Consider the following 15,373-nt stretch of genomic DNA (forward strand, 5'->3'; position numbering starts at 1 on the left):
CGCTTTTTTCGTTCTCTAATTTTATCTTAATTGAGCGTAAGCTAAACTCCCTACCATAATCAGTAAGCCTATCCCATAAATGATTTTGAATTTTACTTGCTTAGTTTTGTGTCGATACAGTTCCATACCGACTAGACCGCCTAAACCGCCGCCAACTAAACCCAGCAGCAACAAACTTTTTTCGGCGATCCGCCATTGATTCCGCTTGGCTCTTTTTTTATCGATGCCCATTAGAATGAATAACCATACATTCACCAAAAGAAAATAAAACACTAAAAGCATGTTCTATGCTCCTTTAGCAGCGTTCAATTGAGCAATAGCAACGATGACATCCGTAGCTTTTTCCATACTTTCAACCGCTACGAATTCGTAACGACCATGGAAGTTTTCTCCACCGGCAAAGATATTCGGTGTAGGAAGACCCATGAAAGAAATTTTTGATCCGTCTGTTCCGCCACGAATCGGTTCAATAACAGGCTCGATGTTCAAGAATTCCATCGCTTCTTTAGCCAATTCAATCGGACGCATATCTTTTTCGATGATTTCGCCCATATTGTAATATTGATCTTTCAAGACCACTTGGATACGATCACTGTCTAATGTCTCGTTCATTTCTTTTGCGATCTGCTCAATCGTTGATTTGCGTTCTTCAAACTTCGCTCTGTCGTGATCACGAATGATGTAAGACAACTGAGCTTGTTCTTCTTCTCCAGAAATGTTTAGTAAGTGATAGAAACCTTCACGTCCTTCAGTTTTCTCTGGAACTTCATCTTGAGGCAATTTAGCATCAAAAGCCAATGCCAATTTGATGGCATTCACCATTTTTCCTTTAGCCGTACCTGGATGAACGTTTTTTCCTTGGATTGTAACGATTGCTGAAGCTGCATTAAAACTTTCAAATTCCAGCTCTCCTACTGGACCACCATCCATCGTATACGCAAAGTCAGCGTCAAACTCTTCTACATCAAATAAGTCGGCTCCGATTCCGATTTCTTCATCGGGTCCAAATCCTACACGGATCTTTCCGTGTTTGATGTTCTCGTCGTTGATCAATGTTTCCATAGCGGTCACGATTTCAGCGATACCTGATTTGTCATCAGAACCTAGTAAAGTAGTACCATCTGTAGTGATCAATGTTTGACCAACATAATTTTTCAAGTTGGGGAAATCTTCTGGAGAAAGCACGATATTCTCTGCTTCGTTTAAAACGATTGCTTCTCCATCGTAGTTCTCATGGAATTGCGGAGATACATTCTCTGCATTGAAATCAGCTGTATCCATATGCGCAATAAATCCGATCGTAGGAACGTCTTCATCAACATTACTTGGAACTGTAGCTGTTACAAAACCGTTTTTAGTATTGTAAGAAACATCAGACAAGCCGATTTCTTTCAACTCTTCCATCAATTTTTCAGCAAATTCTACTTGTGACTGCGTACTTGGAATCGTTGTACTGGTTTCGTCTGAGCGAGTTTCCATTTTGACATAGCGGATAAAACGTGGGATTAGATTTTCATACATGTGCATTAACTTCCTTCCATTACGGTAATGATGATTCTTATTAGAATATTATCTCTTACTTTAGTCCTTTTGTGCAAGTACTAGTCTACAAAAATTTAAACGGATCTGTATTTAAAGAGGAAGAAACGATTTCTACATCCCAATCCATTTCTTCTTTCCATTCTGTGAACAACTCAACCAGCTTCGGTTTGCAAATTTGTTCAATGTGGTGTCCTGGATCTATAACAGAAAGGCCGTCCGCTTCCATATCGTGTCCAACGTGGTAATACACATCTCCTGTGATATAGACATCGGCTTGTTTTTTGAGCGCGTCGGCATAAAACTTGCCGCCATCTCCTCCACAAACCGCTACTCGTTTGATGAGCTGGTTTTCATCATCCGTGATATAGCGCAGTCCGTCTACTTGGAACGTTTCTTTCATTTTTTGAGCAAAATCAATAAATGTCATCGGTTCTGCTAGATTTCCTACACGGCCTAACCCAAAACTGTCATACAAATTTTCGATCGTGTATAGATCATAAGCCGGTTCTTCATAAGGATGAGCTTGGATCAACGCTTGTTCTACGGATTTCACTAAACGATTCGGCACGACGACTTCTACTTTTAATTCCGTCACTTCTTCGGCTTCGTTGACATCCCCAATGGTTGGATCCGCCCCTTTTATCGGCGTAAATCTTCCCGTACCTTTAATCGTGTAGCTACAATCGACGTAATTCGTTCCGATTTGTCCAGCTCCAGCAGCTGTTAAAGCATCTCGTACTTCAGCAGCGTTTTCAGCTGGGACCATCACAGCCAATTTCTTATAATATTCTCGTGTCGTTTCTGTCATTACTTCTGTGTCGGATAAACCGATTGCTTCTGCCAACCAGTCGTTCATACCGTTTTCCGTAATGTCCAGATTGGTGTGTGCTGCATAAACCGTGATGTCATGCTTGATCAAATCATGGAACATCTTGTTTTGCGGAATATCGCTCGTCAAATTTTTTAAAGGACGGAAAATCGGCGGATGATGAGCAAAAATAAAATCCACTCCGCTTTCAATCGCTTCTGCCACCACTTCAGGCCGTACATCTAATGTGACCATAATTTTCGAAACAGGCTTGTCTAAAGTCCCAACTGCCAAGCCGATTGGATCTCCCTCTTCCGCTAAATGAGACGGTGCAAATGCTTCAAATTTTTGTACAAGTTCTTTTCCAGTTATTCTCATGCCTTTAACAACTCCTCTATTTGTTGAATTGTCTCTCTCACGATTTTAAGTTTTTCTGTCTGATCTGACTTTGATTGCTCAAGACTGGTTTGGATGTACTGATTTTTCTGCAATTCTTGTTGCCATTTCTTTTTGAACAATGGCGTTTGATCCTCTTTTAATAAAAATCCGAATTGCAAATCAGCTTCTGTTGCCTCTACAGGCTGATCGCTCTTTTCAGCAACCATAATCTCATACAGTTTATGATTTTCTTCCAATAAGTCTTCAGCAACGATTTTGTAATCATGTTCGACCAACCATTTGCGCAAAGTATATTCTCCAACATTCGGCTGCAGCAATAAACGTTCTTTTCCACTCAATTTCCCGGCGTTGAAACCTTTATCTAAAATAGACGCAATCAAGCTGCCGCCCATTCCGCAAATCGAAATGGCTGTGATGTTATCTTCCAACTCTACGACGTCCAATCCGTCTCCAAAACGAACATCGATTTTATTTTCAAATCCCAATTCAGAAACATGCGATTTAGCAGATTGATAAGGTCCATCCACTACTTCTCCTGCAATCGCATATTCAATCGTTCCATTCAAGACTAATGCACTAGGCAAATAAGCATGGTCTGAACCGATGTCTGCTAAACGATCATTTCTTCTGACATAGTTTGCGACTTTTTCCAGACGCAAAGACAAATTTTTTTCATCCATATCAACAACGTTCCTCCACGTACAGTTTCTTTAAATTAATCTTCCAAGAATCCTTCATCCATCAAGTAGCCTTCAGCTGCCTCTTTAGATTTGAAGATGCCTTCGATTTGTCCGTTCTCAACGAGTACAGCCCACATAGGGTGATCATACTGCAAAATCAATTTTTCGCCGTAATGATTGGTCCATAATTCTTGGTATCCCACTTCATAGCCGTTTTCTTTTTTCTTCAAATATTCTAAAGCTTTATCTACTAAATCTCTTATTTCAGCTTCAGAAGCTTCTAAAACAGAAATATACCCTTCTTTTTCCGTTTCTTCTTTAGGCATGTACCCTGCATAAATCAAGGCATTGCCATTTGGGTGTAAGAAACGTACGACCATCGTTTTGGCAATAGCACTTCCTTCAAAATGGTAATTCACTCGATTCATGGATACAGGTGTAGCTGTTAGTTCTGGGTAGCTATCAAAAATAGCCTTTTTTTCTTCAAATGATAACATGTAATTGCTCCTCACTCATACTTTCGTTCCTTTTCAGTATAGCAGTTTTTCAGTGAAATTACTTAGATAAGTATGATTTTTTAGTTAGATATCCTTTACGAATAAACATGTGGACGAGTATTATATGATGGCCTTAAACCGATTATAAAATCTAAGACTATTGATTAGTGTCATTTAAACGGATAAAATAACGAAAAGGCAATAAAACAATGATATTCATTCGTTGGAAACCAAAATTGCGGAATTATCTATAAAAGAGGTGTTGTATTGAATTTTTCAAGATACTTTTTAACGGAGAAGCATGAGTTTTATCGTTTTGATGAAGATTCTGAAACGATTGCTTACTTCCTAATAACCGATACAAAAAATCGTACTCCTGAGTCTTATGGAAAAGCTATATTTGATGATTCCTTCGAGTCTTCAGACAATTTCTTTTCTGTAAAAGTTGGTGTATTAGACGATTTAACTGAAAAACAAAGAGAATGGATATTGTCTTTTGCTGAGGGGTTACTTGGTTACAAATACGATATTGATTATTCAGTGGATTTTTTTGAATTGAACTGTGATTTTGAAGTGGATTATCCGTATGGATCCTGGTTAACGGATTTAATTGAAAAGATAAATAACCAATTTGGATCAGATATTCAAGTAGAAAATACTAAGTCCTTTAGGAATTTAATTCAGAAATAAATACATATATGAATCATACTAAAAACTACACCCCTCGTACTTATCTAAATAAGATAGGCACGAGGGGTGTAGTGTTGTTTATAGGTAGTTGATAATTGAAAAGTTATTGTCTTTTTGCTCTTCTTTTCTCAGCTGTAATAAAAACTTTTTCTTCATCCCTTTTTCCAATAGTAACAATTTCGATTATTTCTATTTTTCCATTTACAGAGGGTTTAAAAATAAGACGAATACCCAGTTTTTGGTTTTTCAATTCTTTAAATCCTGCTAATTTTGCATAGTTGGTATTTCCAAGACTCTTGCCAATCTCTGATCCTCGAATTTTTAACCGCTCTTCAGCTGCGTCCACCCATTGTTTTAGTATGCCGTCTAATTTCTTGTAATCTTTTTGAGCTTCTTCCCAAAAATACACCTGAGCCATTAGTCAAATAGCTCTTTATCAGACATAGTAACAAATGGATTCGTTTCTCGCTCTGTCTCAAGAACTTGTTCAGCAGGAATAAGCTTGCCTGGACCTTCAATGATTCTGCCTTGCACTTGAGTGTAAAAAAGTTTCTCTTCTAATTCCTTATAACTATTAACTAACTTTTCATATACCTCATTGCTAAGAATCACAGCTTCAGGTTTATTATGATTAAAAATGAAAGTTGGTTCGCCCGTTTCATTTGTTTCTTTTACAATTTTTGAGAATTCTTTTTTTGCTTCAGTAATGGATTTCATTTTCATGTCAAAAGTTTTTAACATTTATGATTTCCTCCATTTCTTTAATCTTTTAATTTATTATATCTAAAAAAGGCCCTTTATTCAAATCTTATTAAAGTGTTTTTAACGACTCTTTCTTTGGATGAGATATGCATTTATTTACTTAAGTCCTGCCTATTTCAAATAACAAAAACAGCCCAGTAAAAAGCTGCAATTAAGAAAGAGACAGCTACTAAACTATTGAAAAAGACAGCAAAATTCGCCCCTTGAACAGGATTTTTATAATGTCTCAAAGCAATCAAAGTAAAGTTTCCAGCTAACAGGATATACGCTGACACTTGCCAAGTACTGAAAGTTATCTTGTGCATAGAATATGGAATCAAGAGCAACAACATCGAAACAAAAATTGCTACTCGTAAACTAACATACAGTTTTGTGGATTTCATTTTAAAATAGTCTCCGTTTCATTATTTAGTTGCGTCAGAAGTACCGCGTATTTTTTTGAACCATCTCCACAAGAATAAAATTATTTCAGGTACTATTACAACCCCGATAACGGTAAACAAAGCAGACATAGACCTATCCAATAAATGTTCATAAGCCCAGATATAAAAAATAACCAATATTAATATACGCAGAATAAAACTGATAACTTTCTTTCCCACTAAAAAAACCTCTTTTCTGATTAATTTGGCTAATGAAACTTGTACGTTTTATAGGAATCATCGTGTTTGTTTATTCAAGAAAAGAGTTACTATGTATGCGAAAAGAGCTAATATTCCCCAATAAGTAAAGCTCAAGAAGACACCTATTCCATTAATAGGAATAACTGCATTTGCAATTGGATTAAAAATAATATCGAGTGCTAAAAAATTGAGTATTGTTTGAACAGTCGTTTTAAATGACATCATGTGACCTCCATTTATGAAATATCATTAATTTTTCTGTATGCTGATATGTATAAATAATAATCGTAATTTATTACCATCATTTTAAACCTCATTGTCTCCTTTTACTATAGTTAGTTGCAATATAATATAGAAATTTTCAAACGATACATAAAAAAGAACCTGAAACAAAACTGTTTCAGGTTCTTCACTAATAAATGTTCAATTTATAAATCGATCGGTTGTCCACCAGTTACACCATAGATTTGACCCGTGATATAACTTCCTTCATCTGATGCCAGTAAAACGTAGACTGGAGCTAATTCGACAGGTTGTCCTGCACGTCCAAGTGGGCTGTTTTGTCCAAATTCAGGAACTTGCCCTTCTAGTTTTCCATTGTCCAATTGCAGCGGTGTCCAAATTGGACCAGGTGCTACACCATTGACGCGCACGCCTTTTGATGCAAAGTAAGAAGACAAGGAAACTGTAAAGTTGCTGATTGCTCCTTTTGTAGCCGCATAGTCCATTAATGGTTCGCTTGGATTAAATGATTGAACGGAAGTTGTAGTGATGATCGCACTTCCTGGTTTTAAATGTTCTTCTGCAGCTTTTACAGATTCAAACATACTAATGATATTTACTTTGAAAGTATCGTGGACTTGTTTCATCGATAAATCGCTTAATGAAGGGCGAGCAATTTGCTGAGCAGCGTTCAATACTAATATATCTAAGCCGCCAAAAGCCTCAACCGTTTTTTCAACGATTTCTGTTGCTGCGCCATCTTCACGCAAGTCATAGGGCAATAGTAATACTTTTCTGCCTTCTTTTTCGATCAATTCTTTTACTTCATTAGCGTCTTCTTCTTCACCTGGGAAGAATTGAATCGCCACATTGGCACCTTCTCGAGCATAAGCTATAGCAGCTGCTCGTCCCATACCTGAGTCGCCTCCTGTAATTAAAGCGTTGCGTCCTTCAAGTCGGTTATACCCTTTATACGATTCTTCACCGCAGTCTGGTCTAGGCTCCATCTTACTTTGTAATGCCGGAGTATTTTGTTCTTGTTCCGGAAATTTATCCGCATAATACTTGTTACGTGGATCTGTTAAGTGTGAATTTTCCATCAAAAGTCATCTCCCTTTTTTATGATTACATAAATAAGGATAACAAGATAATTTTTATATGGCTATTGATACGCATCACATTATCAACAAAAACAGTTCTCCCCAAACATCGATTTTAGGAAAATTGTTTTGTGTTATTCTATATGATCCAGCTGCACTAGCATTCGTAATTTCACATAAGACTAAACTTATATCTCAGTATAAAAAAGTTCCATTTTCCATTCATTTGTTACTATATATGTGTTTTATCAATAGTCAAGCTGTCTTAAATACAAAATAATTCTCTTTTTTTCATCGAATTTTGCATTGTACTGTCTAATAGCATATTCTAATGTTCTCTTTGTTTCTGGCTCATCGCTGAATGCGTTTAATAATTTATAAACCAATTCTGAAAACATATAGATTAGTCCTGAAGAACCTAATTCAAGCCCTAATAGCTCCTCATCAGACAACTTGGTGTCTACTAATCTTTTTACTTCCTGATTGTATTCACCTTTAATCAATATGTAGTCTTCTTTGCGTTGAAACGCTTCTAGTAAATCTTTCTCATTCAATACTTCAAAATAAACAACTTCTTCTGCCAAATGAACACCTCCCTTTCAATAGAAATAACGTTTCTTTAATCAACTTTATTTTTTATGGAATATAGAGTATACAAAAATCCCACCATAAAACCCCGCATATTTAGGAAAATCTTGTAAAAGATATCTAATCCCTGAAACAGTTTCTATCAAAATTGGTGTGAATAAATGAGAGACAGACAATGTCAAATAGATTGCGAAACAAACAAAAGCAATCAAACGAAAATTCATTTCTCTCATGTATTTTACTGAATATAACGCGATAAAGATTAGCAACATAACCAAGAAAGTAGGAATTAAGGTATAAAGCACCTGAACATAGGGTTCTGAAATAAACTTACCTCTCAAAAAAGCTTCTTCTGTTACCTGTAAAAAGTATCGGTAACCAATCATTAAAATTGCTGGTATGAAGGCAAACAAACCATAAAAAGTTGTTTTTTTCATAGACATTTTCATCTCCCTATTTTTAGTTTAAAATCCAGCCTATAAACCTTGTTATTTTGCTCAATAAATTGAGTGTTTTTTAAGAAGGGTCCTATTTAAGGTGCAGATAAATTCTTTACTTTTCTGTTATAGACCGAGCGTACTTATCTAAACCGATACCATTCAAATAAAGAGCTAGCGACAAGAGTAATGTTACAGTGGTCATATCTTTTGGAAATATCACGATCATTAATAAACTAATACCTATATCTATTAAAAGGCTAGTACAAATTATACGTTTTATTTTTTGCTGTTTTTCTTTTGAGAAACAGTTTAATCTATCCAATATCTCTACAGGAATCCAAAAAGAAGTGAGTTTAAAGGAGACATTATTTATCAAAAATCCAAGCAATGCGATTATTTTGGTTAAAATCAATAAACTAAAAACGATATTAATTATGCCATTTGCCATAGGGTCCTCCTATACACTAAGGGGTAAGATTTTTTGATTACTTCACATTTAAAAATTATCTTTTACTTCCCAAGATAAAAAAATGCTTTTTTCTAATACCTTTTTATCTTTTTGTACCTCGTCCAAAACTTTCAATATTAAGGGAGATGAATTCTCAGCATTTAACTCTGTTATAGGAACCCACTCTATACCGTTAGAATCATTTTTTCCATCTTCTACTATTTCAGGAATACTTCCTTCATTTTCAGATAATTGAATATCATAAAGTGCAAAAATATGATGAGTTGTATACTCAGGAGAACTTTTAACAAAACTATCATAAATCCGATTGTTTACGTACTTCGAAACTTTATGTCCGGTTTCTTCTAAAACTTCTCTCGTTAATGTTTCCGTCAACCCTTCCCCGTCCTCTTGACTGCCACCAGGCAAATCGTATCGATTCTGATAAGGTCCTGCATTTTTTCGTATACAAAACAGCTTATCTTCAGTTATATGAACTCCGTATACTCCAATATGTTGATGATACTTCTCTGCTTTGTACATTCATATAACCCTTTCTTATCATAAATTCAAAGCCACTGACTTAAGTTCATGTATTTGTTGTTAAAAATAGGCTATGACCGATTTTTAACAGAGCTGAGCTCTACATCAATAAAATTGAATCGTGCAATTATCAGTAGCTACTAGAGCAATCTCTTCTTTAACAAAAACTTTTTCTCCTATATGAAATTCAGTAAGGTTCTCGTTCCTAACTTCTCTATCAGCGATATTGAATTCGTCGCGGTTTATTCTGTATGTCTCCCTAAAATTATCTTTGTAGACTATGGAAACCTCAATCAGTTCTTTTTCCATCATCGTATCTCCTTTTAATTTGTATACTTTTGCAGCAATTTCTCAAGATATCAAAATTACTCAAACGCCTCTCTCTTGAGAATACTTTTGATCAATCTTCCAGATATTAAATGATGGATCAAAACTTGGGTTAAAACTGTTCAATTTGTTCAAGTTTTTCTACTATCAATATACTTAGATCAATTGCTTCACCGTAATCAACAGGTGAAGCTGTGTCTTGAAGAGTCGTTAAAACAATCATATTTTTATAAGTCATAACAAATGGAACACAATAAACGTTGTCTTGACTGAAATATAACCAGTCCGAACCTTGAAAATCATTGGTGATGTTTTCTTCATTGCGCATAAAAGAAATAGTGAAATACTTAGTGCCGTTTACATAAGTAAGGGTTTTTTCCGTTGCTTTATCTGAACCTGAAGAGAGTTCACCATCAGAAGTCAAAAATTCTCTTTTATTAAAAGATAATTTTTTATCTATAACCGTAACTGAGTTTCCTAAATTACTCAATTCGGGATCTAATTGATAGTCTGGTAGTTGAATTTTTGAAACTTTGCGAATCCATGCATCGAAACCTGGTTCAGTAATCAGAGTAACCTTTTCTTGAGATACAGGATCCGTAAAATTTTCTGAATTCGTACTATCCGATTTACTTACTGAAACGTTGTCTTCTTCATGCTGTTCTGGATTTTTGAGTGTATCAAATGACAGTGAAAAATATGTAAAGATGCTTCCAACTGCAAAAATCACTAGTATACAAAAAAACAAAACCAAAAGTATTTTTATGCTTTTTCTTAGTATAGTAGTTCTTCATGATTTTCCCCTATTTGAGTTATTAAGATTAAATAATCAAAATATTAGTTCCAAACTGTTGGACTCATGTACAATAAAGGATTTTCAAGTAATAAAGTATTGATTGGAACTAGCTCTGTAGGAAATTTAACTACATCAAGACTGTTTATGAAGCATATTCCTTTTATCTTATCTGGTTCATTCATGGTTGGAACACCGCTGACTAAATCTGCAACATAAAAATGTCCCATCCATGGTATGCCATCAAAAACTAAGTCTTTATGAAATAGTTCAGTAAGGCGAAGAACTCTTATCCCGGTTTCTTCTTGGACTTCTCTTACGGCGCATTCCTTAGGTGACTCCCCTAACTCTAATTTTCCACCTGGAAAGTTCTAGATATCCTCTCTGCCTTGTAAAACCAAAATGCTGTTCATTTCGTCTTTTATGAGTACTCGAGTGAATATATTCTCCATTAACCAATTCTCTCTGCTTCACACCTCAATTTATAAAAAAACTGAACTATCTTATGTTCTTGTTGAATAGATTCTTTTATTCTTATTAACGTTCTTTTCCCAACTCTTCGATCAATCAAAGATAATATCTTAATGATGATATGATTTGACTGCAAGGATACTTCAATAGAAGAATTGAGATATTGTTCTACAGCTTCAAAAAAATCATATTGAGCAAAAGTTCCTTCTGTCGTGATTATTTCATGAGCTTTATCTTGAATACTGAAGTTTTGTTCTTCATTAAACACGTCATATTTCAGTTGGAGATCATTCAGAAGTTCTTCTTCTTTTTCAAAAAGCGCATTATTTGAGGTTAAAGTACACATATTGAACACTTCATTTTTGTCGACAGAAATGAAAGCTCTCCCCATTTGATCATGAGTCTTTCGATAATTTGTTACCGTGAATTTAACGCGCCCTCTTAAGGATTCACAGATTAAATTTTCTAACCTTTTTCTTATCTTACTCCACTGCTGTTCGGGCATTTCATTCCCTCCTCTAAATAGTAGGATTCTTTTTCTTTTGATAAATCATTCCTACTAAAAAAACAGTGGCAATAGCCAGAAAAACAAAACTTAAGTATTTTGTGCTGGGGCTGCTTATAAAATAGGTAAAAAAAGAATACATGAATGCCCATATGACTGAGCTAAGTTGAGTCATATGATTCCAGAATCGTTTCAAAAGATTTTTCATCAATCGACACTCCATTCTATTTATTATTATAAACTGCTTTTTGAATCATTTTTGTAGAGATAAAGCCTAAAATGATTGAAGCAAATAGTAAAATTACTGAAGGCAGCAATTGATCAATGCCCTCTCCATAAAAGTAATCCTTAAAGACCCATAGTCCAATAAAAATGTAACCTAAAGTAAATACTAAGCGAAATATATAATTAAACAGTGTGGTAGAAAATGAAGAAGGATCTGGTGTTTTTTCGTCACTGTTGTTCATGCTGCCAGTAGTACGATTAGTATTTGTATTACCCGATGTCTGACTTACATTTACTCTGTCATACATAGAACTGGAAATGTTATTCTCTTTATCGTATTTACTTTGATGGTCTCTATTACTCATCTTGAACACCACTTTCTGTGATAACGTTCACAACACCATTATACCTTAGTTGAAAGAAAGTAAAATAACAATTTATATAAAAAACTAAATTTATTAAAAGTGTTTGAATGGTAACCTATGCAAATTAAATGCCCACACAAACAAAACCAAAAACAACCATTCATAATTTGAATGATTGTTTTTTATATGTATTCAATAAAAAATTATTTTTCATTGATTTGTTTTTCTCAATTTAAAACCGTTAAGGAAAGAAAGAGTGAGAATTATTATCGTAATAGCGGCAACTAGGGCGGCTATTTCATATATAGGGTGCACATTCAACGAACTTAGGAATATGCTGAAAAACAATAGAAAGATGCCAATATAAGTCCATTTTCCAGTTTTAATTTCAATGATATCGCCATCACTAACTTTTAGCTCGTTACTTGTAATCCCAAGTTGCGATACTTTTAGCAACGCGTCTTTCTCTACAAACTGTAATTCCAAAGATTCCTGATGAGAAATTTTAGCAACTTTTTTCCCATTTACTTTTATAGCAAAACGAACTGCCATACCCGTAAATCCGGTATTTCTGATGATTTTAATGGACATTCAATTACCCTCCCAAAATTGATACGAATTTAAAATGATTGTATAAACGCTTTTAAGAAAAGTGACTTGACGTTCAACACTTGAAAATAGAGTAACTGTTTTTCTAAGTTACTCTTTATCTCTCAGTTTCTCGAGTCCTTTCCTGATTATATAAACAACAGGTCTAATAAAAAAAGTTAGTCCTATCAGAATGAAAAAAGAACTGTATGTTAATTTCCCATTGATCAATAGATTTTTTGGATTACTAGTAGGAATTGGAAAAAACATTGTCGTGTAAATTATCCCTGTTAAAATATCCAATAATAAATACCACTTCGCATTCTCTTTTCTACTAAAATGAGCATTGTGATAAATAGTAAACCCGTTGAAAATTAGTAGAACTAGTCCCATGATAAATAACGTCTCTAATTCTTGAGTTTCAGCCCATTGAAAACTCAAAAAATCGTTTAAGATAAAATCATCAAGCATTAAAAGAACTAACAGCAATATAAAGGAATAGTATCCATATTTATATCGCATTATTTTTTGATACTCATCGTAATCCTTCATCTTTATTCCCCCTCCAGGTGAGTGATTATTACTCGTTCTTTTCCATCCATTTTTCTTTGCCTTCACGAATGAAATAAGGAATAGAAACGGATAACCCTAATAAAGCAGGCATTAGTTTGAAAACTTCAAATCCAATTTTGCCATCAATCAAAAGACTATTGGGCTCAGAAATATAATACATTATAGTAAGTATTAGATTTAAAACCCCTCCAATCAAAAAGGTCCACATATACCCTCGTTTTTCATTCTATTTTGTGTACCAGGCATTGTGATAAACACTAATGATGGTATTAAATACCGAAGAAATAAGCACGATGACTAAAACCTCTACCTCTTTCATTGTTCCCCATTCCCATCGGGAACCTAATCGCACTCCTAAGAAAGCATTCACCAACAGTAGACCAGTAAGAAGATTAAAAGAATGGTTAGCGCACTTGTACTTCATGAAAATTTGATATTCATCATATTTTTTCACTATTATTCCTCCCAGAATAAATCATTTAATGTTACACCCAGTACTTTGCAAATCTTGATGCATAAGTTGATCGTTGGATTATAATCTCCTCTTTCAATAGCACTGATCGTCTGCCTAGTGACATCCACTGCATCTGCTAGTTGTTCTTGGGAGAGGTCTTTTTGTGTACGAGCTGTCTTTAATCGAATGTTTTTAGCCATATATCTGCTCCTTTTAATGACAACTATATTTTACATTTAGACAATTATAACATACAGTTTTTATAAAAAGTATAACCTTTTTTCATTTCTCAATAAAAGATTTTTCTTCATTGAGTTGTTCATGGTCTTCAAAAAAATACAGTAAAATACTTACTAAATTAAAAGAGCAACAGTCCCAGAATGACTGCTGCTCTCTAATGAACTTCTCTTATACTGTTGACTTCCCTAAAACAACTCAATATACATCATGACTAAATAAAACGGAATCGCAAAAATTAAAATATTCCATCCAGTAAAAATGCCTGTTTTCGTCCGTTCTTGATTAGTTGCATAATTAGACCTTACCCGGTCGCCATTTGCTAAAGCGCCTGATAAAATGATCGCCACGATTGTCAAAGCTCCAGCGATCCACTGAACGGCTGCATAAAAAGAATAATCGAATAACATACTCCCCAAGTAACTCAACAAAATTAATCCAATTGAACCGACCAATAAGTATCCCTTTTTCATGTATATCCCTCTTCTCTTTTATTTTAAATACAAGCGCTATACATCACTTTAAGAAACTTAGCCCCCTTTTAAGAAGAAGGGAATTTGAATCAGACAAACACAATGAATATGTAAGAAAATAAAATGATGAATCCATGCTGGTGTTGATCAACTACTTGCTACAAGACCATACGTAATGGTTGAGACCATAATAACAAATGAGATAGTAAACCATACTTTATTTTTTGTAAAATCTTTTTTATACTGAATTTTTTCTATAATGGAAATCAGATTAAGGCAAAAGACAACTCCCCAAATCGGGATCGTTAACACTCCTACTATCAATAAAAGTTCAAAAAACACTTTGTCTGCCTCCTCCTATAATAACTACTACAATAGTAGCACAACAAACTTATGAAAGTTAGTCCGTATCGGAAGTGTAATCCATAGTATTAAAGGTTGGTACCTTACTGACCGAAATCATGTGATAAACTGGTTTGTCTGCACCTATTTCAGGCTGAAAATAAAAACTGTCATCCTCTTGCAGGACAATATAATCTTCTATCGTTTCACTGGTTAATGCATAAACTTTGTCTTCAATTTCTACATATTCTCCGGTATCTGTGTACTCGTCATCAAAGTACTCGTAAAGCTTTCCCTCATGAAAAATCAATTGATAACTCCCAGGTCCGTAAGCAGCACCTCCACCGGCTTGATAATTTCCTCTTAAGTTCGGACCGGGCTCCTCAAACGTGTATGTAGAAAAATGTCCTAATGTAAACAAAAGAATACCTCCTAAAAAAATAGCGATTACATTTATACGTTTTATAATAATCATCTCCTCATGACTACAGTAGTAACTACCACTTGCTGTAAAATTCATTCTTATCCTTATTTTCAAAAGATTAAATTTAAAAACACCTTTTTTATTAACTCAACTATACTCGTGTTTTGACTAAAAAGATATATAAATTACATATGTTTGTTTAATTGTTAAGAAAAGTGACTTTGGTGTTGCCGCTGCTTCTATCTGCTGTGTAC

The 15,373-nt window shown here is 34.6% G+C and carries 27 protein-coding genes and 1 pseudogene; 1 reads left to right on the forward strand and 27 read right to left on the reverse strand.

Going from position 1 to position 15,373, the window contains the following annotated elements; all coding sequences use genetic code 11:
• Positions 1 to 21 precede the first annotated feature (21 nt).
• From ACE025_RS10945 to ACE025_RS10965, 5 genes are all read right to left on the reverse strand, one after another.
• Entirely contained in the window at positions 22 to 282 is a 261-nt protein-coding gene (locus ACE025_RS10945) for a DUF1294 domain-containing protein (protein WP_485939743.1), read from the reverse strand.
• 3 nt (positions 283 to 285) lie between these two features.
• Positions 286 to 1,521 (reverse strand): peptidase T, encoded by a 1,236-nt coding sequence (gene pepT / locus ACE025_RS10950; RefSeq protein WP_485939745.1) that lies wholly within the window; start codon positions 1,519 to 1,521, stop codon positions 286 to 288.
• An 85-nt stretch (positions 1,522 to 1,606) separates the two neighbouring features.
• Positions 1,607 to 2,728, reverse strand: a complete 1,122-nt coding sequence (locus ACE025_RS10955; RefSeq protein WP_485939747.1) for a Nif3-like dinuclear metal center hexameric protein — start codon at positions 2,726 to 2,728, stop codon at positions 1,607 to 1,609.
• Positions 2,725 to 3,429 carry a tRNA (adenine(22)-N(1))-methyltransferase gene (locus tag ACE025_RS10960; RefSeq protein WP_485939749.1) on the reverse strand — a complete coding sequence of 235 codons (705 nt, stop codon included), beginning with the start codon at positions 3,427 to 3,429 and terminating at the stop codon, positions 2,725 to 2,727. Before ACE025_RS10960 ends, ACE025_RS10955 begins: the two co-directional genes overlap by 4 nt.
• Positions 3,430 to 3,464: 35 nt before the next feature.
• Entirely contained in the window at positions 3,465 to 3,926 is a 462-nt protein-coding gene (locus ACE025_RS10965; protein ID WP_350457568.1) for a hypothetical protein, read from the reverse strand.
• 267 nt (positions 3,927 to 4,193) lie between these two features.
• On the opposite strand from ACE025_RS10965, the gene ACE025_RS10970 reads away from it, so the two are divergent.
• On the forward strand, positions 4,194 to 4,616 hold the full coding sequence (locus ACE025_RS10970; protein WP_485939752.1) for a hypothetical protein: 423 nt from the start codon (positions 4,194 to 4,196) through the stop codon (positions 4,614 to 4,616).
• Between the two features lie 103 nt (positions 4,617 to 4,719).
• Here ACE025_RS10970 and ACE025_RS10975 read toward each other — a convergent pair whose 3' ends face one another.
• From ACE025_RS10975 to ACE025_RS11080, 22 genes and pseudogenes are all read right to left on the reverse strand, one after another.
• Positions 4,720 to 5,034, reverse strand: coding sequence for a hypothetical protein (locus ACE025_RS10975; RefSeq protein WP_485939753.1), 315 nt, complete (start codon positions 5,032 to 5,034; stop codon positions 4,720 to 4,722).
• Positions 5,034 to 5,357: a type II toxin-antitoxin system Phd/YefM family antitoxin gene (locus ACE025_RS10980; RefSeq protein ID WP_485939754.1), complete on the reverse strand. Its 324-nt coding sequence runs from the start codon at positions 5,355 to 5,357 to the stop codon at positions 5,034 to 5,036. The genes ACE025_RS10975 and ACE025_RS10980 overlap by 1 nt, the downstream gene beginning before the upstream one ends.
• Before the next feature lie 137 nt (positions 5,358 to 5,494).
• Positions 5,495 to 5,761, reverse strand: coding sequence for a hypothetical protein (locus ACE025_RS10985; RefSeq protein WP_485939756.1), 267 nt, complete (start codon positions 5,759 to 5,761; stop codon positions 5,495 to 5,497).
• A gap of 276 nt (positions 5,762 to 6,037) precedes the next feature.
• Positions 6,038 to 6,223, reverse strand: coding sequence for a hypothetical protein (locus ACE025_RS10990; RefSeq protein ID WP_485939758.1), 186 nt, complete (start codon positions 6,221 to 6,223; stop codon positions 6,038 to 6,040).
• A 206-nt stretch (positions 6,224 to 6,429) separates the two neighbouring features.
• Positions 6,430 to 7,323 carry an SDR family oxidoreductase gene (locus tag ACE025_RS10995; protein ID WP_485939760.1) on the reverse strand — a complete coding sequence of 298 codons (894 nt, stop codon included), beginning with the start codon at positions 7,321 to 7,323 and terminating at the stop codon, positions 6,430 to 6,432.
• A gap of 248 nt (positions 7,324 to 7,571) precedes the next feature.
• The gene (locus ACE025_RS11000) at positions 7,572 to 7,907 is read right to left on the reverse strand and encodes a hypothetical protein (RefSeq protein ID WP_485939762.1); all 336 of its coding nucleotides are present in this window, start codon (positions 7,905 to 7,907) and stop codon (positions 7,572 to 7,574) included.
• Between the two features lie 45 nt (positions 7,908 to 7,952).
• Positions 7,953 to 8,348, reverse strand: a complete 396-nt coding sequence (locus ACE025_RS11005; protein WP_485939764.1) for a hypothetical protein — start codon at positions 8,346 to 8,348, stop codon at positions 7,953 to 7,955.
• Between the two features lie 115 nt (positions 8,349 to 8,463).
• On the reverse strand, positions 8,464 to 8,799 hold the full coding sequence (locus ACE025_RS11010; RefSeq protein WP_485939765.1) for a hypothetical protein: 336 nt from the start codon (positions 8,797 to 8,799) through the stop codon (positions 8,464 to 8,466).
• Positions 8,800 to 8,847: 48 nt separating this feature from the next.
• Positions 8,848 to 9,342 carry an NUDIX hydrolase gene (locus ACE025_RS11015; protein ID WP_485939767.1) on the reverse strand — a complete coding sequence of 165 codons (495 nt, stop codon included), beginning with the start codon at positions 9,340 to 9,342 and terminating at the stop codon, positions 8,848 to 8,850.
• A gap of 105 nt (positions 9,343 to 9,447) precedes the next feature.
• Positions 9,448 to 9,651, reverse strand: a complete 204-nt coding sequence (locus ACE025_RS11020; RefSeq protein ID WP_485939768.1) for a hypothetical protein — start codon at positions 9,649 to 9,651, stop codon at positions 9,448 to 9,450.
• 130 nt (positions 9,652 to 9,781) lie between these two features.
• Positions 9,782 to 10,399, reverse strand: a complete 618-nt coding sequence (locus ACE025_RS11025) for a hypothetical protein (protein ID WP_485939769.1) — start codon at positions 10,397 to 10,399, stop codon at positions 9,782 to 9,784.
• Positions 10,400 to 10,506: 107 nt separating this feature from the next.
• A pseudogene (locus ACE025_RS11030) lies at positions 10,507 to 10,818 on the reverse strand (NUDIX hydrolase); the annotation flags it as partial.
• 95 nt (positions 10,819 to 10,913) lie between these two features.
• Positions 10,914 to 11,438 (reverse strand): SF0329 family protein, encoded by a 525-nt coding sequence (locus ACE025_RS11035; protein ID WP_485939770.1) that lies wholly within the window; start codon positions 11,436 to 11,438, stop codon positions 10,914 to 10,916.
• Positions 11,439 to 11,662: 224 nt separating this feature from the next.
• Positions 11,663 to 12,028: a hypothetical protein gene (locus ACE025_RS11040; protein ID WP_485939772.1), complete on the reverse strand. Its 366-nt coding sequence runs from the start codon at positions 12,026 to 12,028 to the stop codon at positions 11,663 to 11,665.
• 210 nt (positions 12,029 to 12,238) lie between these two features.
• A complete protein-coding gene (locus ACE025_RS11045; RefSeq protein ID WP_485939774.1) occupies positions 12,239 to 12,619 on the reverse strand; it encodes a hypothetical protein in 381 nt (126 codons plus the stop codon).
• A 108-nt stretch (positions 12,620 to 12,727) separates the two neighbouring features.
• Complete coding sequence (locus ACE025_RS11050) at positions 12,728 to 13,168, reverse strand: hypothetical protein (RefSeq protein ID WP_485939776.1); 441 nt, start codon at positions 13,166 to 13,168, stop codon at positions 12,728 to 12,730.
• 28 nt (positions 13,169 to 13,196) lie between these two features.
• Positions 13,197 to 13,349, reverse strand: a complete 153-nt coding sequence (locus ACE025_RS11055) for a hypothetical protein (protein WP_485939777.1) — start codon at positions 13,347 to 13,349, stop codon at positions 13,197 to 13,199.
• A gap of 66 nt (positions 13,350 to 13,415) precedes the next feature.
• The gene (locus ACE025_RS11060) at positions 13,416 to 13,613 is read right to left on the reverse strand and encodes a hypothetical protein (protein ID WP_485939778.1); all 198 of its coding nucleotides are present in this window, start codon (positions 13,611 to 13,613) and stop codon (positions 13,416 to 13,418) included.
• A 32-nt stretch (positions 13,614 to 13,645) separates the two neighbouring features.
• Positions 13,646 to 13,843, reverse strand: coding sequence for a helix-turn-helix transcriptional regulator (locus ACE025_RS11065; RefSeq protein ID WP_092480012.1), 198 nt, complete (start codon positions 13,841 to 13,843; stop codon positions 13,646 to 13,648).
• A 225-nt stretch (positions 13,844 to 14,068) separates the two neighbouring features.
• A complete protein-coding gene (locus ACE025_RS11070; protein WP_485939780.1) occupies positions 14,069 to 14,353 on the reverse strand; it encodes a DUF5316 family protein in 285 nt (94 codons plus the stop codon).
• Between the two features lie 147 nt (positions 14,354 to 14,500).
• Positions 14,501 to 14,695: a hypothetical protein gene (locus tag ACE025_RS11075; RefSeq protein ID WP_092480010.1), complete on the reverse strand. Its 195-nt coding sequence runs from the start codon at positions 14,693 to 14,695 to the stop codon at positions 14,501 to 14,503.
• A gap of 58 nt (positions 14,696 to 14,753) precedes the next feature.
• Positions 14,754 to 15,116 carry a hypothetical protein gene (locus ACE025_RS11080; RefSeq protein WP_485939781.1) on the reverse strand — a complete coding sequence of 121 codons (363 nt, stop codon included), beginning with the start codon at positions 15,114 to 15,116 and terminating at the stop codon, positions 14,754 to 14,756.
• Between the last annotated feature and the right edge of the window lie 257 nt (positions 15,117 to 15,373).

Source organism: Desemzia sp. AGC72 (genome assembly GCF_057334175.1).